At 35.5% G+C, this 25,877-nt stretch carries 19 protein-coding genes; 9 read left to right on the forward strand and 10 right to left on the reverse strand.

Going from position 1 to position 25,877, the window contains the following annotated elements:
* Positions 1 to 112 precede the first annotated feature (112 nt).
* From GWI59_RS02560 to GWI59_RS02575, 4 genes are read right to left on the reverse strand one after another with little or no spacing between them, the layout of a single operon-like run.
* Positions 113 to 997, reverse strand: a complete 885-nt coding sequence (locus GWI59_RS02560; protein ID WP_109847413.1) for a 4Fe-4S binding protein — start codon at positions 995 to 997, stop codon at positions 113 to 115.
* 14 nt (positions 998 to 1,011) lie between these two features.
* A complete protein-coding gene (locus GWI59_RS02565; protein ID WP_109400481.1) occupies positions 1,012 to 1,884 on the reverse strand; it encodes a dimethyl sulfoxide reductase anchor subunit family protein in 873 nt (290 codons plus the stop codon).
* Positions 1,881 to 2,510 (reverse strand): DMSO/selenate family reductase complex B subunit, encoded by a 630-nt coding sequence (locus GWI59_RS02570; RefSeq protein WP_072063982.1) that lies wholly within the window; start codon positions 2,508 to 2,510, stop codon positions 1,881 to 1,883. The genes GWI59_RS02565 and GWI59_RS02570 overlap by 4 nt, the downstream gene beginning before the upstream one ends.
* On the reverse strand, positions 2,507 to 4,897 hold the full coding sequence (locus GWI59_RS02575; protein ID WP_161723912.1) for a DMSO/selenate family reductase complex A subunit: 2,391 nt from the start codon (positions 4,895 to 4,897) through the stop codon (positions 2,507 to 2,509). Before GWI59_RS02575 ends, GWI59_RS02570 begins: the two co-directional genes overlap by 4 nt.
* 572 nt (positions 4,898 to 5,469) lie before the next feature.
* On the opposite strand from GWI59_RS02575, the gene GWI59_RS02580 reads away from it, so the two are divergent.
* Positions 5,470 to 6,228 (forward strand): FNR family transcription factor, encoded by a 759-nt coding sequence (locus GWI59_RS02580; protein WP_036936742.1) that lies wholly within the window; start codon positions 5,470 to 5,472, stop codon positions 6,226 to 6,228.
* Positions 6,229 to 6,369: 141 nt separating this feature from the next.
* A complete protein-coding gene (uspE, locus tag GWI59_RS02585; protein WP_072063983.1) occupies positions 6,370 to 7,320 on the forward strand; it encodes a universal stress protein UspE in 951 nt (316 codons plus the stop codon).
* A 78-nt stretch (positions 7,321 to 7,398) separates the two neighbouring features.
* Here uspE and pntB read toward each other — a convergent pair whose 3' ends face one another.
* Complete coding sequence (gene pntB / locus GWI59_RS02590) at positions 7,399 to 8,787, reverse strand: Re/Si-specific NAD(P)(+) transhydrogenase subunit beta (protein WP_006536662.1); 1,389 nt, start codon at positions 8,785 to 8,787, stop codon at positions 7,399 to 7,401.
* Positions 8,788 to 8,798: 11 nt separating this feature from the next.
* Positions 8,799 to 10,328 carry a Re/Si-specific NAD(P)(+) transhydrogenase subunit alpha gene (gene pntA / locus GWI59_RS02595; RefSeq protein WP_006536661.1) on the reverse strand — a complete coding sequence of 510 codons (1,530 nt, stop codon included), beginning with the start codon at positions 10,326 to 10,328 and terminating at the stop codon, positions 8,799 to 8,801.
* 386 nt (positions 10,329 to 10,714) lie between these two features.
* On the opposite strand from pntA, the gene ydgH reads away from it, so the two are divergent.
* Both ydgH and GWI59_RS02605 read left to right on the forward strand, forming a co-directional pair.
* The gene (gene ydgH / locus GWI59_RS02600) at positions 10,715 to 11,668 is read left to right on the forward strand and encodes a DUF1471 family protein YdgH (protein ID WP_161723913.1); all 954 of its coding nucleotides are present in this window, start codon (positions 10,715 to 10,717) and stop codon (positions 11,666 to 11,668) included.
* Between the two features lie 264 nt (positions 11,669 to 11,932).
* Entirely contained in the window at positions 11,933 to 13,327 is a 1,395-nt protein-coding gene (locus tag GWI59_RS02605; protein WP_109847410.1) for a basic amino acid/polyamine antiporter, read from the forward strand.
* A gap of 249 nt (positions 13,328 to 13,576) precedes the next feature.
* Here the strand turns inward: GWI59_RS02605 and hrpA are convergent, their stop codons facing one another.
* The gene (gene hrpA / locus GWI59_RS02610) at positions 13,577 to 17,473 is read right to left on the reverse strand and encodes an ATP-dependent RNA helicase HrpA (protein ID WP_161723916.1); all 3,897 of its coding nucleotides are present in this window, start codon (positions 17,471 to 17,473) and stop codon (positions 13,577 to 13,579) included.
* A 125-nt stretch (positions 17,474 to 17,598) separates the two neighbouring features.
* Between hrpA and GWI59_RS02615 the strand changes: the two genes are divergently transcribed.
* The 5 genes from GWI59_RS02615 (at position 17,599) to GWI59_RS02635 (ending at position 22,546) form a co-directional block, all read left to right on the forward strand.
* Positions 17,599 to 17,778 (forward strand): hypothetical protein, encoded by a 180-nt coding sequence (locus GWI59_RS02615; protein ID WP_109847408.1) that lies wholly within the window; start codon positions 17,599 to 17,601, stop codon positions 17,776 to 17,778.
* Positions 17,779 to 18,131: 353 nt separating this feature from the next.
* Positions 18,132 to 18,710, forward strand: coding sequence for a fimbrial protein (locus GWI59_RS02620; RefSeq protein WP_157955968.1), 579 nt, complete (start codon positions 18,132 to 18,134; stop codon positions 18,708 to 18,710).
* Between the two features lie 109 nt (positions 18,711 to 18,819).
* Positions 18,820 to 19,521 (forward strand): fimbrial biogenesis chaperone, encoded by a 702-nt coding sequence (locus GWI59_RS02625; protein ID WP_109847407.1) that lies wholly within the window; start codon positions 18,820 to 18,822, stop codon positions 19,519 to 19,521.
* Positions 19,514 to 21,925, forward strand: a complete 2,412-nt coding sequence (locus tag GWI59_RS02630) for a fimbria/pilus outer membrane usher protein (RefSeq protein WP_161723918.1) — start codon at positions 19,514 to 19,516, stop codon at positions 21,923 to 21,925. Before GWI59_RS02625 ends, GWI59_RS02630 begins: the two co-directional genes overlap by 8 nt.
* 39 nt (positions 21,926 to 21,964) lie before the next feature.
* Positions 21,965 to 22,546 carry a fimbrial protein gene (locus GWI59_RS02635; protein ID WP_161671513.1) on the forward strand — a complete coding sequence of 194 codons (582 nt, stop codon included), beginning with the start codon at positions 21,965 to 21,967 and terminating at the stop codon, positions 22,544 to 22,546.
* A 78-nt stretch (positions 22,547 to 22,624) separates the two neighbouring features.
* On the opposite strand, the gene GWI59_RS02640 is transcribed toward GWI59_RS02635, so the two are convergent.
* Genes GWI59_RS02640 through GWI59_RS02650 form a run of 3 tightly spaced genes read right to left on the reverse strand, consistent with a single transcriptional unit; the run spans position 22,625 to position 25,807 of the window.
* Positions 22,625 to 22,957 carry a YdbL family protein gene (locus tag GWI59_RS02640; protein ID WP_109400491.1) on the reverse strand — a complete coding sequence of 111 codons (333 nt, stop codon included), beginning with the start codon at positions 22,955 to 22,957 and terminating at the stop codon, positions 22,625 to 22,627.
* 10 nt (positions 22,958 to 22,967) lie between these two features.
* A complete protein-coding gene (locus tag GWI59_RS02645) occupies positions 22,968 to 23,174 on the reverse strand; it encodes a YnbE family lipoprotein (RefSeq protein ID WP_006536650.1) in 207 nt (68 codons plus the stop codon).
* Positions 23,171 to 25,807 (reverse strand): YdbH family protein, encoded by a 2,637-nt coding sequence (locus GWI59_RS02650; RefSeq protein WP_161669339.1) that lies wholly within the window; start codon positions 25,805 to 25,807, stop codon positions 23,171 to 23,173. Before GWI59_RS02650 ends, GWI59_RS02645 begins: the two co-directional genes overlap by 4 nt.
* Between the last annotated feature and the right edge of the window lie 70 nt (positions 25,808 to 25,877).

Genomic DNA, 25,877 nt, shown 5'->3' on the forward strand with positions numbered 1-25,877 from the left:
ATTTAATCACTCTCGTATTTAATGATAAATAAACAAAATCAACACGCTGTTTCTCATTTTAATCAGGATAGTCGATTATCCAGCAATAAATAACCTAAGTGTATTTGAGAGATTATAACCAACCTTGCTTCTGATGTTGTATGCAAATCGGGCATAATGTTGCGTCAGATTTCCATGATAAGAAAGCTAACCGACATTTTTCACAGTGGGCTTCATAATAGTGATAAAGAATGGGTTCATTATTTTTAGCGACATGTTCTTTAACATGAATAGATTTAGGAAAACAAACCACTTCACAACTCATACAACCAGTGCAACGTTTTTCATCAAGCGTGAATATATTATTTTCAAGTTCAATCGCACCTTCATCACAGACCTTTGCACATGCGGAACAAAGAATACACGTTTCGGTATCTAACTGAATTTGAAACCAACTGTCTTCTGGATAAAGTTGTTTTCTTGCATTTAATCCTGTTCTTACTTGATCTTTATTAAGTGGTTTTTCATCTAGTTTTTGACGAAAAAGCATAAAGCGGCGCCCACTATCAATATCAGTAGGTTCTGTGATAATTAATTGCCAAATAGGCTCTTGTAATGTTTTTAATTGAAGATTTAAGTTGGCTAAAACAGGAAGCCATTTATCCACTAAAGGCTGTGCTATCTTCATTCCTCTAATTTGATATTGGCGGTGCCACACTAACAATTCTTCTGTGCTTGCTAATGGTTCATCATGATTAACAACAAGGTAATTATCTTGATATGTTCTTTCATGAGGCGCGATATTTTCTATCGCATCAACGGGACAAGTAAATAGACAATTGCCACATTGAAAACAGCGTTCATTGTCTATTTTTACATCTAAATGAGCAAAAGTGATAGCGCCCACAGGACAAACTTTAGAGCAACTATCACATAGGCTTTGTTTGAGGCGTTTTCTCACACATTTATCATTAATAATTGGTTCAGGAGGAAGATCCACCTTAATAAAACGCCTCATACTTCACTACTCCACTACTTTACAATAAAGAATGCAAAACGATTGAGAATTTCTGCAACCAGTATTGTTGCGCTACTTGCTAACACCATACGCAATCCTGAAGTAAATACAGCATTACGATATTTCCATACACTGTATCCCATCATTAACATACCAAGAATTGACAAAATCCATGCAGATATTCTTAATCCGAATGTTTCATTATACGCAATGATAGGCGTATGAGGGAACGTTATTGCATCATTTGTTGAAATGACTGATGACATCCATTCTAAATAAAAGGGTTGTTCCGCCATACGTAATGTCACTGCAAGAAAAATAACGACTAATGCACTAATGACAATTCTTTTTGCTAGTTCACTATTTATAAAGGCTTTAACGCGAAATGCAGTAATTAATAGCGCTATAGCCGCCCCTGTTGAAAATAGTGCGCCTATAAACATAAAGTAAGTATTAATGTGCATCCATGTCAGCATCGAAGTATTGTAATACAATGATGCCATACAAATTATGTCGATGATGCCAAGCAAACCAATAACCGCTAATAAAGTTTTGTTCATGTGCCCTTTAATCAAAACCACTAAGGTATAAAGGCATAACGCACCAAGATAAACGGCAGCAAATATGATTTCACGACTCAACCATGATGAAGAAATATGGCGTAATGCATGAAAAGCATTCCATGGATATCCCATATGTAGTGTTGATGCTAATAATCCTAAACATCCTAAAATAGCGGCAGTTAATAACACGGGTCGCATAGCAACCGTGGCTCTTTGATTACCAATCTCTTTTTCTAACCAACAAAAATAAAGAGCTGAAAAAAGTGTTACGCCAACAGAACTCTGGACGAATAAAGTAAAGGTCACTAATGGCCATTCATTCATGCTTGAACTCCTCCCTTTTTCGTCGCACCAGTATGAGGTTTGATAACTAAATTTGGATTTGTCATCGTAAAGTCAGGCAATCCTTGAACTTGGCTTAAATGCCCATATTTCGCTCTTAGATCTTTAATTTTTCCAAACTTAATCGCATTTAGCGGGCATGTATCAACACAAATTGGATTTTTGCCTTCTGATAGTAAATCAATACAAAAATCACATTTTGACATTTGTCCGGTCTCTTCATTCATTTGTGGTGCGCCATAAGGGCATGACCATGCGCAATAGCCACAACCTACACATTTAGAGGTATCAACACGAACAATGCCATCACCTTCACGTTTGTGCATTGCTGTTGTTGGGCAGTTTTTCACACAAACGGGCGATTCGCAGTGGTTACAAGAAATCGTTAATGTATATGCAAACACATTATTAACCAGACCACCTTGCCCTGTTGGTGCAAAACCGCCTCCTTTTACTTCATAAATACGGCGAAAACGGCGACCAACTTCTAAATTATTTTTATCTTTACACGCTACTTGGCAAGCTTTGCAACCAGAACAACGAGAGGAATCAATAAAGAAACCGAGCTGTTCATCACTTACCGGTGCATATTCTTTAAAGTCACTCATGCTTTGGTTACCTCAACTAAAACAGTTAAATGTGAATTACCATGTGCTAATGGTGTCATTCGTGTCGATGTTAAAACGTTAGGGCATCCCCCATGATCAACGCCGTTTTCATCGGGAGCCCACCAAGCACCAGCTTGTAAACCAACAACACCAGGAATAATGCGTTGTGTTACTAATGCAGGGATCTCAGTGATCCCGCGGTCGTTATAAATACGCACCATATCACCATTTTTGATACCTCTATTTTCAGCATCAATTGGATTTATCCACGCCTCTTGACGTTGAGCTTCTTGTAACCAAGGATTAGCATACTGTGTTGAGTTAGCTCGATTTTTTCCTTTCCAAGTCAACATTTGTAATGGATATTTTTCTGTTAACTTATCTTCTGGGCCTTCAATTGCTGGCACATAATGAGACAACGCCGGAATATCCGGATTATTCATGTCATAAAGACGTTTAGAAAAAATCTCAATTTTACCTGAAGGTGTTGGGAATGGATTATTCTCAAAGTCACTGATGTTTTTTTCAAAGGCAACGAAAGGTTTATCTTTAAAAAGATAACGGCGTGTTTTTTGTAACTCGTCAAAATTAGGAAAATCAGGTCTGTCTTCAAAACGTGTTTTGTTGGTATCAACAAGATGAGCAATCCACTCTTTCTCACTACGACCTTCAGTGAACGCTTCTTTTACACCCATTTTTTCAGCAACTTCCGTAATCCACTCATAATCAGAACGGCGTTCAAAAGCGGGTTCAATAACTTTTTCAGACAGAAGAAAATAGTTACCCGTCCCCCATGTATTACCAATGTTCCAACGTTCTAGAAAACTGGTTTCAGGTAAAACAAGATCGGCATATTTTGCAGAAGGTGACAAATAGAGATCACTAACAACAATAAATTCTACTTTTGAATCATCTGCTAATAATTTTGCAGCTGCATTCACATCAGGATTTTGGTTAACTAAATAATTACCCGCTAATGAGAAGATCATTTTGATATTGGTATCGAGTTTATCAACACCCAAAAGACCATCTTCAACACGAACTTTACTTGCATCTTCAACAGCCTGCATCCAGTTCATAATAGAGATTTTAGCTTTTACTGGATTTTCGCCAATATTAGGACCACGAATAGATTGACGGTTACCAATACCACCATATCCAGCTGCCCACGCACCTTTCTTACCAACGTTTCCTGTAATGGCGGCGAGTAATGATGAGCCTCTGGCACTGCGTTCACCACAAATATGACGTTGAGGCCCCCAACCTTGAATTAAGGCGGCAGGTTTTGTCATGGCATATTCACGTGCAAGTTGGCGAATAGTATTTGCAGGTACTCGAGTAATTTTTTCTGCCCATTCAGGTGTTTTTTCTATTTCGTCTTTTTTACCTGTCAAATACGCGACCAAAGACTCATTAGCAGGAACACCTTCTGGCATATGCTCTTCATCAAAGCCAATAACATATTTATCAATAAAAGATTTGTCATGAAGATTTTCGGTGACAATGACATACATCATTGCATCCATTAAAGCATTATCGGTTGTTGGTAAAAGCGGTATCCATTGGTCAGCAAGAGATTGGGCGGTATCAGAATAACGAGGATCGACCACAATAAATTTAGTACCATTGTTTTTCATCTTTTGAAAATAATGGTTAGTATGCCCAAAAATGGTTTCATTAGGGTTATGACCCCATAAGATCACTAGTGGTGTGTCTTCAAGGGTGTCTAAAGAGCTACCTGTTTTTGCAATACCATAAGTATAAGGCGTTACTTTTAAGGTGTTACCCAAGCTAACTGAATGGTAATAAGGAAGATAGCCTCCTGTTAAATTAAAGAGTTTCTTCATCATGGTATCACCAGAGAAGATCCCCCCTGTTACTGCTGTGCTCACTGTTAAAAAACGACTTGCAGCACCATGTTTCTCCGTTAAACGTGTCACATTTTCCGCAATAAGCGTTGTTGCCTCATCCCATGAAATACGTTCAAATTTACCTTCACCACGTTTGCCGACCCTTTTCATTGGGTATTTCAATCTATCAGCATGATAAGAAAACTTGCGATAACCTCGTCCACGTACACATGCCCTCATAACAGGCATGGCTTCATCTAATTCATTATCTGGTCTCGTAGTAATACGAGTAACAATACCTTCCTTTATATGTGCACGAATATCACACTTACCACCACAGTCAAAAGTACTGCATGTAGCAACAACAGTAGAAGATTCTCCATTTATTTTTGCAATGGGTAAACTTTCATCTACATTAGCTTGTGCATTTCGTGCGAAAAATGGCACTGTCACTAATGCAGCACTTGATTGAACAAAGTGGCGACGACTTAACGACATCATCCCTTTGTTTTCCTTATTTTTTTCTATTTTTTTCATTAGCTTATCATTCTCACATAACAACTCTCATTAGTAAAAATGATAGGGTATAGTGGTAAACCATCATTGATGCACATCAATACCACTAAAGAGGTAATAGAATGTTTCAATTTTCCGCACTTCTTTGCAGTTTCCCCATCTTTTATAAGGAAAAGCTAACTCAAGGTAGCATTAAGTTGCATCAAAAATACATTAAGTTAGATTTTCCTAATTTTTTGTTATAAAAATAACGAGTTATACATAAAAAATACAAAGATAAGATAAAGCCGTAAATAAAATGTCAATATAAAGATAGAAAATATTGAAGCACCCCTTCATTTTTGGCTTTTGACACGGATAATTTAGTAATAGCACTATGACTTCGTCAGAAAATCGAATAATATACCAATTGAGTATAGGGTTAGCGCAAATTGTTCTAAATAAACCTTTAAGCAAAACATTGTTTTTATCAAGATACCTGTTTTGTTACATTCAGAATTATTTCCACACGTACCGTTATTTCCCTTACTAATTACTTCAATATGTGTTAAAATTGACGCATATCAATATTTTTATTTGTAATGAGCAAGCTTATGATCCCAGAAAAACGCGTCGTTCGCCGAATCCAATCTGGCGGTTGTGCAATCCATTGTCAGGATTGCAGTATTAGCCAGCTCTGCATCCCGTTTACTTTAAACGAGCATGAGCTTGATCAACTCGATAATATTATCGAGCGTAAAAAGCCCATCCAAAAAGGTCAAACCTTGTTTAAAGCAGGTGATGAGCTGAAATCACTTTATGCCATACGTTCCGGTACAATTAAAAGTTATACCATTACGGAAGAAGGCGACGAGCAAATAACAGGATTTCATCTTGCTGGTGATTTGGTTGGTTTTGACGCCATTATTAATACTGAACACCCAAGTTTCGCACAAGCTTTAGAAACCTCTATGGTTTGTGAAATTCCTTTCGAAACGTTGGATGACCTGTCAGGCAAAATGCCTAACTTACGTCAACAAATGATGCGCCTAATGAGTGGTGAAATCAAAGGCGACCAAGAAATGATCTTACTGTTATCGAAAAAGAATGCAGAAGAACGTCTGGCTGCTTTTATTTATAACCTCTCTCGTCGTTTCGCACAGCGTGGTTTTTCGCCTCGTGAATTCCGCTTAACCATGACTCGTGGTGATATCGGTAATTACTTAGGTTTAACCGTAGAAACGATTAGTCGCTTACTTGGTCGCTTCCAGAAAAGTGGCATGTTAAGCGTTAAAGGCAAATACATTACTATTGAAGATAGTACGTTATTAAGTGAACTAGCTGGTAAACTTCCTTCGTCAGCTGAAGTTTAATCTGTTACATTTCACTCGCTAATTTTATAACGGGGCACACAAATTTGTGCCCCGTTTTCTATTTTGTGCTATTGCATTTTATCTTCTTGGGTTATCTTTAAATTGTAGATGGATAAATCCAGCCCTAAAGAGGATATTACAATGGAAAAATATCAAAACCTTCTCGTTGTCATTGATCCTAACCAAGATGACCAACCAGCACTTCGCCGTGCTGTCTATATCGTTCAGCGTAATGGTGGGCGGATAAAAGCTTTTCTACCTGTTTATGATCTCTCTTATGACATGACAACCCTTTTATCTCCCGATGAACGTAATGCAATGCGTAAAGGTGTTATCAGCCAAAAGGCAGCTTGGATCAAACAACAAGCACGCTATTACCTTGAAGCTGGTATAGAGATTGATATAAAAGTCATTTGGCATAATCGCCCTTATGAGGCAATTATTGAAGAAGTCGTTGCACATCAACATGACTTGCTAATTAAAATGGCTCACCAACATGACAAATTAGGCTCGCTTATTTTTACCCCCCTTGACTGGCAACTGCTTAGAAAATGCCCTTGCCCTGTTTGGATGGTCAAAGATAAAGAGTGGCCTGAATATGGCACAATTGTCGTGGCAGCCAATTTATCAAATGAAGAATCGTATCATGATGCACTTAACTTAAAACTGATTGAATTGACAACTGATTTGTCTCATCGCATACAAAAAGATCCTGATGTTCATCTACTCAGCGCTTACCCTGTTGCACCTATCAATATAGCGATTGAGTTACCTGATTTTGATCCTAATCTTTATAACAATGCACTTCGTGGTCAGCATCTTATTGCGATGAAAGAACTTCGTCAGAAATTCGGCATCCCTGAAGAAAAGACACATGTAAAAGAAGGATTACCAGAACAAGTTATTCCTCAAGTTTGTGAAGAGTTAAATGCGGGTATTGTTGTTTTAGGTATTTTAGGAAGAACGGGACTTTCAGCAGCCTTCTTAGGGAATACCGCAGAACAACTAATAGACCATATCAAATGTGATTTATTGGCCATTAAACCTGATGGTTTTACCTGCCCTATTACTGTTGATAGTGATCACGATTAGACTTATTACTCTGTATACTAAAAAAGCCAGTCAAATTTTGACTGGCTTTTTGCTATTCGCTATCTGTATCTATTACAGCTACAGCGCTTTTAAAATTGCATCCACGCTGGCTTTAGCATCGCCAAACAACATTTGTGTATTCTCTTTAAAGAATAGTGGATTTTGAACACCTGCATAACCTGTATTCATTGAGCGTTTAAACACAATAACATTCTGCGCTTTCCACACTTCTAATACTGGCATACCTGCAATTGGGCTATTTGGATCATCTTGTGCTGCTGGGTTTACTGTATCATTAGCGCCAATCACCAAAACCGTATCAGTGTCGGAGAAATCATCATTGATTTCATCCATTTCTAATACAACATCATAAGGCACTTTAGCTTCTGCTAACAACACATTCATATGACCTGGTAAACGCCCTGCTACTGGGTGAATACCAAAACGCACTTTCACACCACGTTGACGTAATTTCTCCGTAATATCATGCACAGGATATTGTGCTTGAGCAACCGCCATTCCATAACCTGGGGTAATAATAACTGAGGTTGAATTTTTCAGCATATCAGCCACTTCTTCAGCGGTTGTTTCGCGATACTCACCCATTTCACCGTCTTCTGTTGAAGCTGAGCCATCAGTACCAAATCCACCTGCTATTACGCTAATAAAAGAACGATTCATCGCCTTACACATAATATAAGAAAGGATAGCACCTGAAGAACCCACTAATGCACCTGTTACAATTAACAAGTCATTGCTCAACATAAAGCCTGCTGCCGCTGCTGCCCATCCTGAATAAGAGTTCAGCATCGAGACAACCACTGGCATATCTGCACCACCAATCGATGCAACTAAATGCCAACCAAAAGCCAAGGCAATCACAGTCATTATGATGATTAAGAAAACTTGTAAGCCAACACTGTCAGTTTTAACAAACCAAATCATCAATAAAAAAGAAACAACCAAAGCTGCAAGGTTTAATTTATGACGATTAGGTAACATCATCGGTTTAGATGACATTTTCCCGCTTAATTTACCATAAGCGACAATTGAACCAGTAAATGTAACCGCACCAATGAAGATCCCTAAAAAAACTTCTGTTAGGTGAATATTCACCATGACAGGATCCATTGCCGTATTGTGGTCAAGATAACTGTTAAAACCCACTAAAACCGCCGCTAAACCAACAAAGCTATGTAAGATTGCGACCAATTCTGGCATTTGAGTCATTTCGACTTTTTTAGCTAAACGAATACCAATAACGGCACCGATTACCATTGCAATAATGATCCAACCCACATTACCAGCATAAGGACCGAAAATGGTTGCGAACAATGCAATTGCCATCCCTGCGATACCAAAATAGTTACCTTGTTTAGAGGTTTCATGTTTTGATAAGCCGGCAAGGCTGAAAATAAATAATATCGCGGCGACAATATATGCCGCTGTAACAACGCCGCTGGACATAATTGTCTCCCTTATCCTTTACGGAACATTTTCAACATACGTTGAGTAACAGTAAATCCACCAAAAATATTAATACTCGCAATCAATATTGCAATAAACGAAAATAGGCTAACCCAGCCACCACTACCAATTTGGAGCAAAGCTCCAACAACGATAATGCCTGAGATTGCGTTTGTCACTGACATTAATGGCGTATGCAATGAATGACTTACATTCCAAACAACGTAATACCCTACAACACAAGAAAGTGCGAATACAGTAAAGTGAGATAAAAACTCTTTCGGTGCAACATTTGCAAGCCATGCAAATAATAAGAAGGCTACCGCTAATAAACTGTATTTTTTCCAAGGTGAAACAGGTTTAGCAACGGGTTTCTCTTGTGGTTTTGTAGCAGGAGTAGCTTTCGGTTGTGCAGAAACTTGAATAGGTGGCGCTGGCCATGTTACTTCACCAGCACGAATAACAGTCACTCCTCTAATAACAACATCATCAAAGTCAATATTGATATTGCCGTCTTTTTCTTTACACAATAATTTCAATAGGTTAACTAAGTTAGTACCATAGAGTTGAGATGACTGTGCAGGCAAACGAGCGGCTAAGTCAGTGTAACCAATGATTTTTACGCCGTGTTCTGTCGTAAAGATTTTATTAGGAACGGTATATTCACAGTTACCACCATTTTGAGCTGCAAGGTCAACGACAACACTTCCCGGCTTCATTGAATCAACCATCTCTTTCGTAATTAAACGAGGGGCGGGTTTTCCTGGAATTAATGCGGTTGTAATGATGATATCAACATCTTTTGCTTGTTCTGCAAATAATGCCATTTCAGCATCAATAAATGCTTTTGACATTACTTTAGCATAACCATCACCACTGCCCGCTTCTTCTTTAAAATCAAGTTCAAGGAATTCAGCACCCATACTTTGAACTTGCTCTTTAACTTCAGGGCGAGTATCAAAAGCACGAACAATAGCACCAAGACTACCTGCGGCACCGATAGCAGCAAGACCAGCAACACCCGCACCAATGACCATCACTTTAGCTGGTGGTACTTTACCAGCAGCAGTAATTTGTCCGGTAAAGAATCTTCCGAATTCATGTGCAGCTTCTACAACAGCACGGTAACCTGCAATGTTTGCCATAGAACTTAACGCATCGAGAGATTGTGCACGAGAAATACGTGGCACACTATCCATTGCCATAACGTTAATATTCTTTTTAGCCAACTTTTCAAGCAATGTCGCATTTTGAGCTGGCCAAATAAAGCTCACCAATGTCGCGCCATCTTGTAGTAACTCAATTTCATTATCCAGTGGTGCATTTACCTTTAAAATAATGTCTGATTGCCAAACATTTTGAAGGTCGAGGATCTCAGCGCCAGCTTCCTGATAAGCGTTATTTTCAAAACTTGAAGCAATACCAGCACCATTTTCAATTGCGACTGTAAATCCTAATTTTATGAGTTGAGTTACTGTGGCAGGTGTTGCCGCAACCCTTGTTTCATTAGAAAGTCGCTCTTTGGGTATACCAATTCGCATAATTTTCCCTTCTTATCCATAGAGATCTGTTAAAATTTCTCCATTAACTTCACATTCATGCAAAAAAAATGTTAAAAATAATAATATGCATGCCATTAATCGGAGCTCTAATAACCTACTGAAAATAAAACCAATAATCTATATCTGTGTAAAGCTAAAATTGAACTTAATTGGATCATTTTAGTCGAAAAGGCATATTTATGAATTATTCACTATATTCAGGTAAATATCTGGTAACATATACTGGTCATTTGACTCTTTGGTGATTCACTAAATAAAATAATGCGACAAATGCTATTATTACATGTAATAATTAATCTCTATGTGATAAACCACTACGTTCAGCACATGACCAATATTAATTGCGCAAGGCGGAAGGATTTTGTATGAAGCTGAAAACCTCAGTCATCGCAGCAGCGATGTTGTCTTTAACTAATATCACTGTTGCGCAGGCTGCTCAGGAATTAACACCCGAACAAGCTGCAGAACTAAAACCATTTGAGAGAATTACAGTTATCGGTCGTTTTAACGCTATTTATGAAGCCGCTGACGCGGTCTCTCGTCGTGCGGATAAAGTCGGTGCTGATGGTTTCTATATTCAAGGTCTAGATGATATCAGTGATAGTGGCAACATGAGTGTTACTGCTGATCTATACCATAAAGATGCACCACAAGCAGAAGAAGAAAGCTATCGTGTTTTTCATGGCGTAACTGAATTACCAAAACCTGAAGCAATTCTGTTACAACCCTTTGATACTGTTTCTATCCGTGGTTATTTCCCAACAACACCTGATATTAACGATGCAATTGCAAAAGCGGCTGCTAAAAAAGGTGCTGCATCATTCTTTATTGTACGTAATGTATCGACAAATGATGGTGGCAACCAAGAAGTTACCGCTTATATCTACAAAAAAGATGCACCTAAACGCGCTATTCAAGCACCAGAAGCGGTTGTTCCCTATGATTCTGATGCTGGTCGCGCTCTTATTGCAGAAGGCGGAGCTGCTGCCAATAAAGTTGAGAAGCCAGGTCTTGCATCAAACACTGATTTTGATAGAAGCGTAGGTACATTTGCTGAGACACAAACTTCGGGTGCAAGTGGTCGTTACACTGTAACATTACCTGATGGCACTGAAATCCAAGAAGTCAATAAAGCAGCCGCTGCGTTAATGGATCCTTTTGATACCATTACCTTTAGCGGATACTTTGTAAACTCACCAGAAATTTCTTATCAGGTTGCTAAACGTGCTGCCGCAAAAGGTGCCAAGTATTACCATATTACAAATGAATGGCAAAGTGATGGTGGTACAGTCACTATTACTGCTGACCTATTTAAGTAATAAAATGCCCTAATTAAAAAAAACCTTGCATAAGCAAGGTTTTTTTTACTCAAAATATAATCAAACAAACTACATTTTGTAAAAGTGCATAATTTTTATGATTTAATGCATAGACAACCAAGTTAACTCTCCGTAAAATCTCGCTGTTTTTTAGTGTTTTTATCTTTATTTAAATTTGAGATATTCATATTTATTCTATTTATTGACAGAAAAACAAGAAAATACGCTATTTATTTACAATTTTAATCACGTAGGTAATTATCCTTGAATAAGAAACTTGGCTTAATATCACTCACCGCGTTAGTATTAAGCTCAATGGTTGGTGCAGGTGTATTCAGTTTGCCTCAAAATATGGCTGAAGTTGCTAGCCCTGCTGCATTGATTATTGGCTGGGTAATAACGGGTGTTGGGATCCTCTTTCTTGCCACGTCTTTATTGCTTCTCTCTCGCCTTAGACCCGATCTTGATGGTGGTATTTTCACTTACGCTAAAGAAGGATTTGGTGAGTTTATTGGTTTTTGTTCTGCATGGGGTTATTGGGTCTGTGCAGTTGTCGCTAATGTTTCTTATCTTGTTATTGTCTTTGCTGCCTTTAGTTTTTTTACAGATACACCAGAGAACGTTATTTTTGGTGATGGGAATACATGGCAGGCATTAATTGGAGAATCAATTTTACTTTGGGTTGTCCATTTTCTTGTTTTACGTGGTGTTCAAACTGCAGCCAGCATTAATTTAATGGCGACAATGGCAAAACTCCTTCCTTTAGGATTATTTATTATTGTTGCTCTATTGGCTTTCAATATGGATATATTTACTCTTGATTTTAAAGGTGTAAATATGGGTGTCCCCGTTTGGGACCAAGTCAAAAATACCATGCTGATTACACTGTGGGTATTTATTGGTATTGAAGGTGCAGTCGTAGTCTCCGCAAGAGCCAAAAATCGTCGTGATGTTGGCTTAGCAACAGTACTTGCCGTTGTTATCGCATTAATTATCTATATTCTTGTCACTTTATTATCGCAAGGTTTAGTTAGCCAAGCAGAATTAGCAACGATGAAAAACCCATCAATGGCGCCGTTACTGGTTCAGCTTATTGGTAGCATAGGCGAGATAATTATCGCAGCAGGTCTTATTCTCTCTGTATGTGGTGCTTATTTAAGCTGGACTATCATGGCGGCAGAAGTGCCGTATATTGCTGCTTTGCATCACTCATTCCCTAAACAATTAGGAAAACAGAATAAAAATGATGCTCCTTCATCTTCATTATGGTTTACCAATTGTGCTGTCCAATTCTCTTTAGTTTTAATTTGGTTGACAGGAAGTAACTACAATACATTACTGACTATTGCATCAGAGATGATCCTTGTCCCTTACTTTCTTGTCGGTGCATTTTTATTTAAAGTCGCAATCGCACGCAGCAGTCGTGCTTTATTATTAATAGCTATACCTGCAAGTTTATATGGTTTATGGCTACTTTATGCATCAGGTGTTATTAATTTATTGCTCTCTGTCGTTTTGTATGCACCTGGTATTCTGATATTTCTATACACACGAAAACAATATAAAGACAAAAATCCGCTATTATTGAGTGAAAAGATCCTGTTAGCTCTTGTCTTATTTGGCGCAATTCCGGCATTAGGTTACTTAATTATTTACTAAAAACAATCTGAGAGGTACTAGAGAAACAGTACCTCTCCTACTCTTATCATTCTTTACTTCCCAAGATCCCACCTAAATCAAATTTTTTCTGCTAAGCTGTTATTTTTAATACAGTTGGTTAGGTACTTAAAAAGTATGGAATATATAGTATGTTGTAACTAATTAGTAGGTAATTATTAATAAGCTAGATAATAAAAAACCCACAGGAAGTATAAGTTCCCGTGGGCCTAAAAACATCTCACTATTAAATTAGTTAAAACTCATTTGTTCCATTGCCTGCAATATACGTTTATCTGATATTGGATATGGTGTACCTATCTGCTGAGCAAACAGACTTACTCTAAGTTCCTCTATCATCCAACGAATATTTTGCACTTCTTCTTGCTGTTTTTGTTTCTCTGATAACTTACCTAACCACTGTTGCCATTGTTGAATAACATTTTCAACTCGACTCATTTGAGCGCGATCACGGTTAGGATCAATGGCCAATTTTTCCATTCGTTTTTCAATTGCACTCAAATAACGAGGAATATCCGCCAGACGTTTCCATCCATGCGAGGTAACAAAACCAGGAAAAACTAATTGACCAAGTTGAGCTTTAATATCAGATAATGCAAAAGCAACGCTAATATCCACCCGCCCTTTTAAACGTTTATTGATAGCAAACACTTGAGTTAAAATCGCTTCAACTTGTTTTGCTATTTCAACCACCGCATCATTTAATTCAGATCTGACATATTCTTGCAGTTTTTGATATTCACCTTCTTGCCAAATTAAACCACCATAAGACGCCATTAATTTATCAACGCCACAAGCAATACAATCATCAATTAGCTCTAATACTTTGCCATAAGGGTTAAAGTAAAGACCAAGTTTTGCTTTATTCGGTAATTTCTCATGTAGATATTTTATCGGTGATGGAATATTTAATAATAGTAATCGCCTTACCCCTTCCCACATCGAAAATTGTTGTTCAGATTCTGTTTCAAAAAGCTTAATGCTTACACTGTTTTTTTCATCAACCAGTGCAGGATAAGCCTTCACTGAATAACCACCTCGTTTCTGCTCATAACGCTGAGGTAAATCACCAAAACTCCAAATATGTAAATCATGTTGTTCAATACCATCATCAGCTACTGCTGATAATGTTTCTTGCACTTTTTCCTTTAAATTCTCTTTTAATTTATTGAGATCTTTACTTTCTGCCAGCGTTTTATTTTTATCACCAACAACACGGAATGTCATTTTTAAGTGATCAGCAACTTGGTCAAGTTGCCAACTCTCTCTATCAACCGACACTCCCGTCATACGACGTAATTCTTTTTCAAGTCTATCGAGTAAATTACCTTCAACTTGGGGTACTCGTTCTAAAAAAGCAGAAGCATAGTTAGGTGCTGGTACAAAATTACGACGGATAGGTTTTGGTAATGACTTAATCAAGGCCACAATCAATTCATGACGAATACCTGGAATTTGCCAATCAAAGCCTTCGTCTTTTACCTGATTTAAAATAGGTAATGGTATATGAACAGTGACACCATCAGCCGCAGTACCCGGCTCAAATTGATAGGTTAAACGTAATTTTAGATTATCTTGATGCCAATAATTTGGATAATCTAATGCGCTAACACGTTTAGCATCATCTTTAATAAGCATACTTTTTTCAAAGTTAAGCAGATCAGGTGATGCTCTTTGAGCCTCTTTCCACCATTTATCAAAATGTCGAGACGAAACAACATCCTGAGGTATTCGTTGATCGTAAAAAGTAAACATTGTTTCATCATCAACAAGAATATCTCGACGACGAGATTTATGCTCTAACTCTTCAACTTCTGTTCGTAATTTTAAATTGTCACGGAAAAATGCATGACGAGTCTGCCAATCTCCCTCCACTAACGCATGTCGGATAAAGAGCTCACGACATAAGAGCGGATCAATTTGGCTGTAATTGATAAGTCGAGAAGCAACAATTGGTAAACCATACAAGGTCACTTTTTCATTTGCCATTACAGCGCCTTGCGCTTTTGACCAATGAGGTTCGCTATACTGATGTTTCACCAAATGTTCAGCAATAGGTTCAATCCACTCAGGTTCAATCCGAGCTGCAATTCTCCCCCATAAACGAGATGTTTCAACGAGCTCCGCCACCATTGTCCATTTAGGTGGTTTTTTGAATAGACCTGAGCCTGGATAAATCGAAAAACGCGCATTTCTTGCACCCGTGAACTCTTGTTTATCCGCATCTTTTTGTCCAATATGCGATAATAAACCGCTTAGGAGTGCAACATGAACACTTCTAAAATCAGCTGGCTCACTATTGACAGGAAAACCTAATTCTTTCACAACTTGTCGTAATTGCGTATAAACGTCTTGCCACTCTCGAACACGCATAAAATTTAAAAACTCTTGGCGACACAGTTTTCTAAACTGAGAATGACTCAACTCTTTTTGTTGAATTTTTAAATAATCCCACATGTTTAAAAAAGACAAGAAATCAGAATCTTTATCCTGGAATCGCCGATGTTTCTCATCAGAAGCTTGTTGTTTATCCATCGGTCTTTCACGAGGATCTTGAATTGAAAGTGCGGAAGTAATGACCATCAATTCTTTAACAGCACCATATTTACGCGCTTCAAGTACCATTCTTGCTAAACGAGGATCAATAGGAAGTTGTGCAAGTTGTTTTCCCATAGGGGTTAAACGATAAGCACCTTTATTATCTGTTCCCTCTTGTAATGCACCTAGCTCTTCTAATAAACGAACACCATCTTGAATATTACGTTTATCAGGTGGCTGTACAAATGGAAAAGCACTAATATCTCCTAACCCTATCGACGTCATTTGCAAAATAACAGATGCAAGGTTGGTTCTTAATATTTCAGGATCAGTAAATTCAGAACGAGAAATAAAATCATCTTCTGAATAAAGGCGAATACAAATACCATCAGAAACACGTCCACAACGCCCTTTTCTTTGGTTTGCTGACGCTTGTGAAATAGGCTCTATTGGCAGTCGTTGTACTTTAGTACGATAACTATAGCGACTAATACGTGCAAAACCGGTATCAATAACGTATTTAATACCCGGTACAGTTAATGAAGTTTCAGCAACATTAGTTGCTAAAATAATACGCCTACCACTATGAGGATGAAAAATTCGATTTTGTTCACTATTAGATAAACGAGCGAATAAAGGCAATATTTCAGTATGACGAAGTTGTAGTTTATTCAGAGCATCAGCAGTATCGCGAATTTCTCGCTCACCGCTCATAAAAATAAGAATATCACCCGCACTTTCTCTGCTTAATTCATCAATAGCATCAATAATCCCATCTGTCATATCCTTATCGCTATCCAGTTCATCGCCACCAATTGGGCGATATCTCACTTCAACAGGATAAGTTCTACCAGAAACTTCAATAATTGGAGCTTGACTAAAGTGTTTAGAAAAGCGCTCAGGGTCAATGGTTGCTGACGTAATAATGACTTTTAAATCAGGACGTTTAGGTAATAGCTGTTTTAAATAGCCAAGAATAAAGTCAATATTTAAACTACGCTCATGGGCTTCATCAATAATGATAGTGTCATATTGTAGTAATAGTTTATCTTGTTGCAATTCAGCTAATAAAATACCATCTGTCATAAGCTTAACGAGGGTATTATCACCGACATGATCACTAAAACGAACCTTATAACCGACAGCTCCTCCTAGCGTGCTTTTTAATTCATGAGCGATACGTTCAGCCACTGAACGTGCAGCTAAACGACGAGGCTGAGTATGTCCAATAAAACCCTTGATCCCTCGTCCTAACTCAAGACAAATTTTAGGGATTTGTGTTGTTTTACCTGAGCCTGTTTCCCCTGCAATAATAACGACTTGGTTATCTCTTATTGCATTATAGATAGCGCCTTTCTTTTGACTAACAGGAAGATTTTCTGGATAAGTAATTTCAGGACAATTAGCACGACGGTGAATTATCATCTGTTGTGCTGTGGTAATATTGTCTTTAATTGCACTTAATACCGCTTGTTTAGACTCTTCATTATTAATTTTAGCGACGCCACGTAGACGTTTTTTTAATCGTTGCTGATCCCGCAACGAAAGTTGCTCTATTTCTTTGTAGAGCACCGCAGATGATAATGCCACCTTTTGCTATCCTTTTTGAGGTTTATTTAACCAAATAATATTGTAGTTATGATATCACAACAGCCAATTTGCACATAAAGGGTTGATGAATTTTCTTATTACATAAATGTATATAATCAATAAATTTGAATAGCATATTTGAACGATTAACCAACCATGGCAGTTTTTATAAAGAACAACCTTCTGATCTGTTTGTTCCTTTCCTAACACTGTTTTTATTATTTATTGATATTAATAATGTACAATTTATTTTAATCGAAGGTGCTGTTATCGGCGAAAAATATGCACAACCGTCACATAATTAAGAAGAAAAATAAATTCGCTTAATTATTAATAAAGAAATAATGATAAAATAAAGCTATATTTATTAGTATTTTTGATCAAGGTGCTATTTATTTATAAATACAATTATAAAAAAAACACCTCTACTTTTTTTTAAAAAAACCCTCAACAGATAAATCCTTCACGCCTTACCTATACTTCGAAATTTAAATCTAAGTCACCTATCATAGAAAGTATTCTTTGCTAATTATTTAATAAAACAATATTAATTATAATTACATATAACTTGCCAAATTTTACGTAAATAAATATTATTATCTCGCTCTTAATTATGAGCAAACTTGTAACTAATTTTAATATTTAAATGGACTTTAAAATGAAAAAATCATTATTTTCACTGTTAATTCTGTCTACTCTTTCTTTGTCAAATCAAGCTATTGCAGAAGATAGTTATCTTATTCATGCTAATAATGAGATATCTATCCGAGGTAATGTAATTAAAAAGGCTCCAACTTGCACCCTAGATAATATAGAGCCAGTTGTATTAAATAATATTTACGCTGATGAAATTGAGCACTCTGAGACAAAAGAATTTAAGATAAATTTTTCTAGTTGCGATGTTCCTAATGGATCTAAAGAAATCTCTATTAAACTTCAACGACAAGACGATCCTATATTAAAAAATACCCATCAAGGGGAAGATAAAACCAATGTCTCCATTCAGTTGTTTGATGAAGATAATCGTCAAATTTTATTAAATCAAGACGATAATCTTACTTTAAAAAAGGATATTATTGGTGGTGATGCTGAATTTATATTAAAAGCAAATTATAAGGCACCAGATGACGGGGAAATTAAAGCCGGTTTGTTCACCTCTAGTTTAACTTTTGATGCTTACATCAATGATAATATCGCTGAAGAAATTGAAGAAGTCATAGATAATGGCGACTTGTAATAAGCATTATTTCTCTTTGAACTTTAACTAAATAAAAAGCCGGAATGCCGGCTTTTTATTCTTAGATTAATGTAATTAATTATTTTATCTGAAAGTTGATTAAAACCTTATGCTAAAAAAACATATCATATATATAATATCATTTTTTCTTACATTCTCATCTTATGCTTCTATTCAAATAAGTCAGGATGAATTTTTTTATAAAGAACAAGATAAAGAAATTCTATTTGATATAAAAAACAAAAATGAACAAAATACATATATTGTTCATAGCTGGGTATCACACTATAAAAAAGAAAATAGTGCTGAGACACCATTTATCATCTCCCCTAGTTTAATAAAATTAGCACCAAATGAAAAATTCACATTAAAAATCATAAAAATGGGTGATATAAAAGAAATTAATCAAGAGTCTGTGTATAGAGTAAATATAAAATTAGTTCCAGTTATAGATAATGAAATGATTGATAAAAACATTCTTCTTATCTCTTTAAATTCAATATATAATCTTTTCTACACACCGAAAAATATTATAAATAAAGATAATAACAAAGATATTGAATTTTTTATTAATGATGATGATTCTATTAGAATAAACAACCCTACTCCCTACTTTATTACAATAAAAGAAACAACCATAAACAATATTAATATATTGGATAAAATAATAACCATATCGCCATTTAAATATTATAAAATAAAAAATAAAAATATAACTAAAAATATAAAAGATAAAAAAGTGTATTGGAAAAAAACAAATAAGTATGGCGAGACCATTACTGGTACACCAAAGGAACTTACTTATGAGTAAGATAAACTTTAAACTAAAAACATCTTTACTATTAGTATTAAATGTATACCCTTTTTTTTCTGTTGCTCACAGTAATATTCACCCTTTATACAAAAAAGTGTTATCCAACATTGACAATAAAATCATCGATAGCTTATTAATTAATGAGCATCCTGAGGGCTATTACTCAACGAATTTCTATATCAACAACCAGAAAAAAGAAACTATTCTTTTATATTATGAAAATAAAGATAAAATATTAACACCAAGGATTAATGTTGATAATTTAATTCGTTTAAATATCGAACCATCTTTTTATAAAATTCCTTTAGATTTAAATTCTGATTTCTTATTAAGCGATTATAATATTGATTTTAAATATAACTTTTCAACACAATCATTATATTTAACTATTCCACAAAAAGCATTAGGAAGTAAAAAAAATAGAATATCAGATCAAGTTTTGTGGGATGATGGTGTCCCTGCTTTATTTAGCTCATATTCCTATTTTGGTAAATATAACAACCAAAATAAAACAGATCACAAAATCAATTTTAATTCAGGTGTTAATTTAGGTGCTTGGCGGGTACGCAGTCAAAGTTATTATCATTACACTGATAAACAACAGCAGTTCAAATTATACTCACTATATGCTTATCGCCAATTAAATACGATGTTGGCAACTCTGAATATGGGTGAGTTTCGGCCAACAAGTAGAATGTTATCGACAGATAAATTGATTGGATTCCAACTCATATCAAGTAATTTGCTCTCTGGCAATGACCTTTATATGAACAGCCCTATCATAGAAGAAATAGCAGAATCTCATGCTGAAATTAAAGTGAAACAGCAAGGAAAAACAATTTATGAAACTATTGTTCCTCCAGGTCCTTTTGTTTTAAATGATTTACCTGTTATAGGTAGCAATGAATTAGTATTAGAAATAAAAGAGGCTGATGGGCGTACAAGAAAAAGTACGCATTACTTTACTACAATGCCAAATCAATTAAAAAAAGGTCGTTATCAATATAATTTTATTTCTGGATATTCTTATGATAGATACAATCAGCATAACAATTCAAATGAAAAGCCTATTTTTTTACTGAGTGAATTCTCTTATGGCATTAATCAAAAAATAACAGCTTATGGTGCAATCAGAAAAATGCTTAATCACAATACCTTCTTTTCAGGATTATCATTGGATTTAGGTCCTTGGGGAGGATTAGCGAGCGACATTAGTTATTTTAACTATAATAACCTATTAAAATATCAATTACGCTATCATAAACGCTGGAGCAATACTGGTACTTCTTTAAATATATCCTCTAGCCATTACCAATCAGTAAAAGATGATGATAATAGCAATAAAAAAAGTCAAAAAGATAAAATAAAAAACAGATATTCAATTTCTCTTTTTCAACCCATTAAATATTTTGGTACATTTTCCCTTGGTTACCATCAAAGTTCTTTCACAAAAAGAAAAAATAATTTTATGATAAATACTTCTCTATCATCTTCTATAAAAAAAGTAAATTATAGTATAAAATATCAATATGAAAATAAAGGGCGTTATAATGACAATCATTTTTCTTTAAATTTTAATATCCCATTAATAAGTAAATCTCATTCTTATCATTGGATAAACAATCAATTTAATTATCACTCAAATAATAAAAGTTATGTAAATAGTACAACTATAGGTGGGAGTTTACTAGAACATCATCGTTTAGGATACTCTATTAATTACCAACGGGATTTTAGCAACCCAAATGTTAACCATCATACCTCAGTAAATGCTCAATATAGAGGAAAATACCAATCTTATTCTATTAATACAACTAACTCACCTAATAACACCTTTTTAAGATTAGGAGTTAATGGCGCGATAGTTATACATCAAAGTGGAATAACCTTAGCACCTAATTTAGGCAACACTTTTGCTATTGTAAATACTAATGGCATAGCCGGAATTAAAACTAATAACTCGTCACAAACCACTACTGACAACAATGGTAATTTAATATTATCAAACATCACTCCATATCGTAAAAATATTATTGGATTAAATATACATTCGTTACCCGAGTTTAGTAGTACTAAAACTCAAAGTAAAATTATCGTTCCTACATTAGGTGCAGTATCAAAAGTCAATTTCCCTATAAATATGGGCTATAATGTTTTGTTTACCTCAAATACACCTATTCCGTTTGCTGCAAATGTAATGGTATTTGATAACAATAATAATCTCAGTTCTACTGATTTTGTCTATGATCATAATAGAATTTTCCTCTCGGGAATAAAAGAAACTGGATGGGTACAAGTAAAATGGGGGGATACAGAAGAACAACAATGTATCTTCCGTTATGACATAAAAAATGAAATAAAAAATAACTCAATTATTAAAAAAGAAATTAGCTGTCAATAATTAATAATTTATTCTTACATATTTATTGAAGAGTTTTATATGAAATCAATAAAAATAATGGTTTTAACCCCTCTATTATTACTATACTTCCCTTTTATTGCTTTATCTGAAAATAGAAGAGGAAGTTTACCACCTCCAGTAAGCTGTGATATTTACATACCTTATACTACTGTATTTAGCAATATAACTTCTGATGATTTTACAACACCTCATGCAGGAACATTAGCTAATGAAGACTATAGTGAAGTTATTCTGCTATCATTTGAAAATTGTTCGAAAAATAATACTGAAATAACAGTAAGTATTGATAATAAAAGTATTGACTTTAATAATGGCTACTTTATAAATCACGCAACTGGCCCTACGGCAAGTAACAATATTACATTTCAATTGATTGATGATGAAAATAATCCTATCAATTTAAACCAGAAAAATAAATTCACCAAAACTATTGATGAGCATAATGAAGTACATTTTCATTTTTTATTAAATTATGTCAAGAAAGATGATCTTCCTCCAATGCCAGGAAGTATAACTACTCATATCATGTTTAATATGGAAGCGAACGATCAGATTATTGAATCAGATAAAATAATAGACATAGGTTATCAAGAAGACTAAAAAATATTATACGTATATTAATTATAAGATAATAATTTAGTCTATTTTTTTATTACAGCACTACTTGGGTAGTGGATATTATTTCTTAATCCACTGCCCATTAATTCCTTTTACAAACTCACCTTCATTAGCTCTTGCGACTAATTTTTCACCTGCAAGACGAGCAACAGAATCGGGTGTTATTTGATTGGTTTTGGCAATTTCAGCATATTTTGCTTTTCTAGCTTGATTTATCTCATCAACAAGTTGTTGAGCTTGTTTGTTGTTTGTCTGCACAAGCTCAATATAGCCACTAAAGGTCTCTCCTACTAACCCTTGTGCTCTCGCTTCATCAAGCGTCAATGCTATGGCATTAACACTCGTTAAAGCTATCATTAAACCAAAGCTTAAGAGATATTTTTTATAATTCATCATTTATCCTTTAAAAAATGGCGCTGTTATTTTTTAAGAGATCTTCTACTTGTCTATCTATTTTTACATTAATTTCATGTTCGATTTTTACATTCATATTAATATTTATCGGTTTATCAGGTGTTGCGACTTCTAGTCGAATACATCCGGTTAAAATTGATATTCCCATTGCCATGATCGTGAATAAAAATAGATTTTTTAAGAATAATGGTTTCACTCTGACTCACTCCCTAAATCTGATAAGCTTTTTTCTAACCACTCTTCCAATTGTGAACCAAATCGTAAACTTCGCCATAATTGAAAGACATTTTCTTCATGCCGATAATTGAAATTAACCTGACGACGCTTATCTTCAAGGGGATTTGTTCCTTGAATCTCAGCCTCTAGCACTAACTCACCTAAATTACTTAAATTCACTCGAGTCCAAGAACGACTGATTTCTAGATAACGCAACCATGCCATAGCAACACCAGCTGACATGTTATTATCATCGATTGAATCAACAAAATCTTTATCAAGTCTTAATGTTAAATAAGATGAATTAGCCAGCCAACCATCTTTAATAATCCATTGATTATTGTTAATAAAAAATGGAAATTCACCACTAACTTTACCTGATGCAGCAAACTGAGTCACTTTTAATAAAGTAAACAGATGACTTAATTGAATGTTATCAATAGAAATAATCGCTGCATCATGTTGTGGTATTACTAATTTTGCTAAAGATAGTGTTCCATCCAACATTGCTACATTAACGTTAGATAAGACTAATGGCTTACTTTCAGTTGCTGGATAAAAACCTTGAAGATCGGCTGTAATATCGGTCATTTCAAAAAGATTATTAACATGCTTTATTCGTAACTGAACAGGCTCTTTTACACCAAGTTGCCATTCATCACCGTTTAAACGCCAAGGTAAAATAAATTCTAACCCTTCTAAAACTCCATCTTTAAGCCACATTCCACCTTGTTTAACAACAAGATGTCCACCAGCAACAAGTCCTTGTTCTGGTGCAATAGAAAAATCTGCTTGAGTGTAGAGTTCACCTTCATCAAGAGTAATTCCTAAATCTGTGGGGATAAGTGATTGAAAAACATTAATTGGCTGTAACGGCCAACGCATTTGACCTCTTAATCTTGCACCATCCCAACGTGTATTAATTGCAATTGGTCCTATGTTGGGCTTAGCACTTAGCTCACCTTTTACATTAAAATTAAAAGGTGATTCACCATTAACCGTAGCAATAAAATCTGTCTTATCTAAAAAACCACCAGCAGGAAAATCAATGCGCTGACTCGTTAACTTTAGCTTTCCATTAAATGTCGAGGTTTTATCATCTCTGTTCCAATGAAATGGGCTCAGCAAAGATAATCGTGGTGCCGTCATTACGGTATGTTGATATTTTAAAACATCAAAACCTGTGTTGAGTTTTTCAAAACTCACTAATTTATCAGCCCAATAACCTGTCCCTGCAATATCCCAACGCGCTTTTAATGGTAGTAAATTCCCATCCCCCCAATAGCGCCATTGCCAAGTTCCATTATCAGGTAAAAAGTCACTGGCTTTACCTTGAAAATGAATGCGATAATCCCCCCAAATACTATCTTGGGCAACAACTATCGCATTTAAACGCCCATTAAAACCTTTTGATGAAAGAGTGGTTCCAGCTAAAGGTAAACGAGCATCTGTGACAGTGAGCGTTTCAGTGACGGGTCCTTTAAAACGAAATAAAGAACCAGATTGAAATTCAATAGTAGGATTAGTCAACATACCAGTAACTTTAACTGGCAATTGTGCACTAGCTTGCATTAACTCTTTATTAATAATACCTGTGATTTGAATAGGGATTTTAGCATCTAACCAATTAACAGCTGTTTCAGGGATCGATATCACTAAGTTTCCTTTCCCCGCTTTACCTTCTGTCATCACGTTTAATCGTGCAGTTAATCTTAAATCCGTCAATCCTTTTTGCCATTGAGCAATATTAATATTTACACCGCCTCGCAAAGGTTGGTCTAATCCAAACCATTCCCAACGGCCTTGCTCAATAACAATAGTTTCAGATGTGACTGTCCATGGTAATAAAGCCAATGCGTGACCACCGCCTTGTTCTGCAACGGAAATAGTGCCCGATTGTCCTATCCATTCAAGAATAAAAACTAAAGGATGAGCATATTGAGAAGCTAATAGCGTGGCATTAATGGTTCCTTTTTCAGGTAATGACGCAATATCCAGAGGAAGCGCTATTTCAGCAGCAAGTTCAATATTATTGTCATCAGGTAAATTCACTTTAAGTTGTTTAATATCAAGCCACTTATTATCTCTAATAAAAATAGCAAGTTGAGCATTTTTCCCTTGGTAAGAAATTAAACGCCCATTATTTTGGGTTTTTAGCTGTAACTCACCTTGGTAACGGCTATTTTCTTTTAAAAGCACATTGTCGATATTGACAGATAAATGAGGTATTGAGGTTAGTAGTGAATTTATTTCAAGAGGAATAGTTGCCGTTTCTTCTTGCTTACTTGTAGGGATCATTGAAAAACATTTTTCATCAATGGCAAGTTGCTGGCTATTAAATTGAAGTTTATCAATCTGCTCTTTTTGATAAGAGAACGCGAAGTTATCAATATTAGCTAAAGTGCAGCTTTCTGTCTTTAATGCGATATTGTCAACTGAAACACCCATACGCTGTAACTTGGGCTGTGATAAAGAAAGTGTTACACCTTCAGGTAAGTAATAATCGGCAACAACTGGCAACCAACGAGGAATAGATACCCATAAAGCAGTGCCTATTAGGCCTGTGCCTAGTAGTATCATCCCTGTCCATTTGATTGTTTTTCTTAACAACACATCATATTCCTTTTAAACAAACCTGAATCATCCAATTACCTCGTTAAATTGTTTATAATGATAGTATTAA

Source organism: Proteus sp. G2673 (assembly GCF_009915125.1).
Lineage (GTDB): Bacteria > Pseudomonadota > Gammaproteobacteria > Enterobacterales > Enterobacteriaceae > Proteus > Proteus penneri.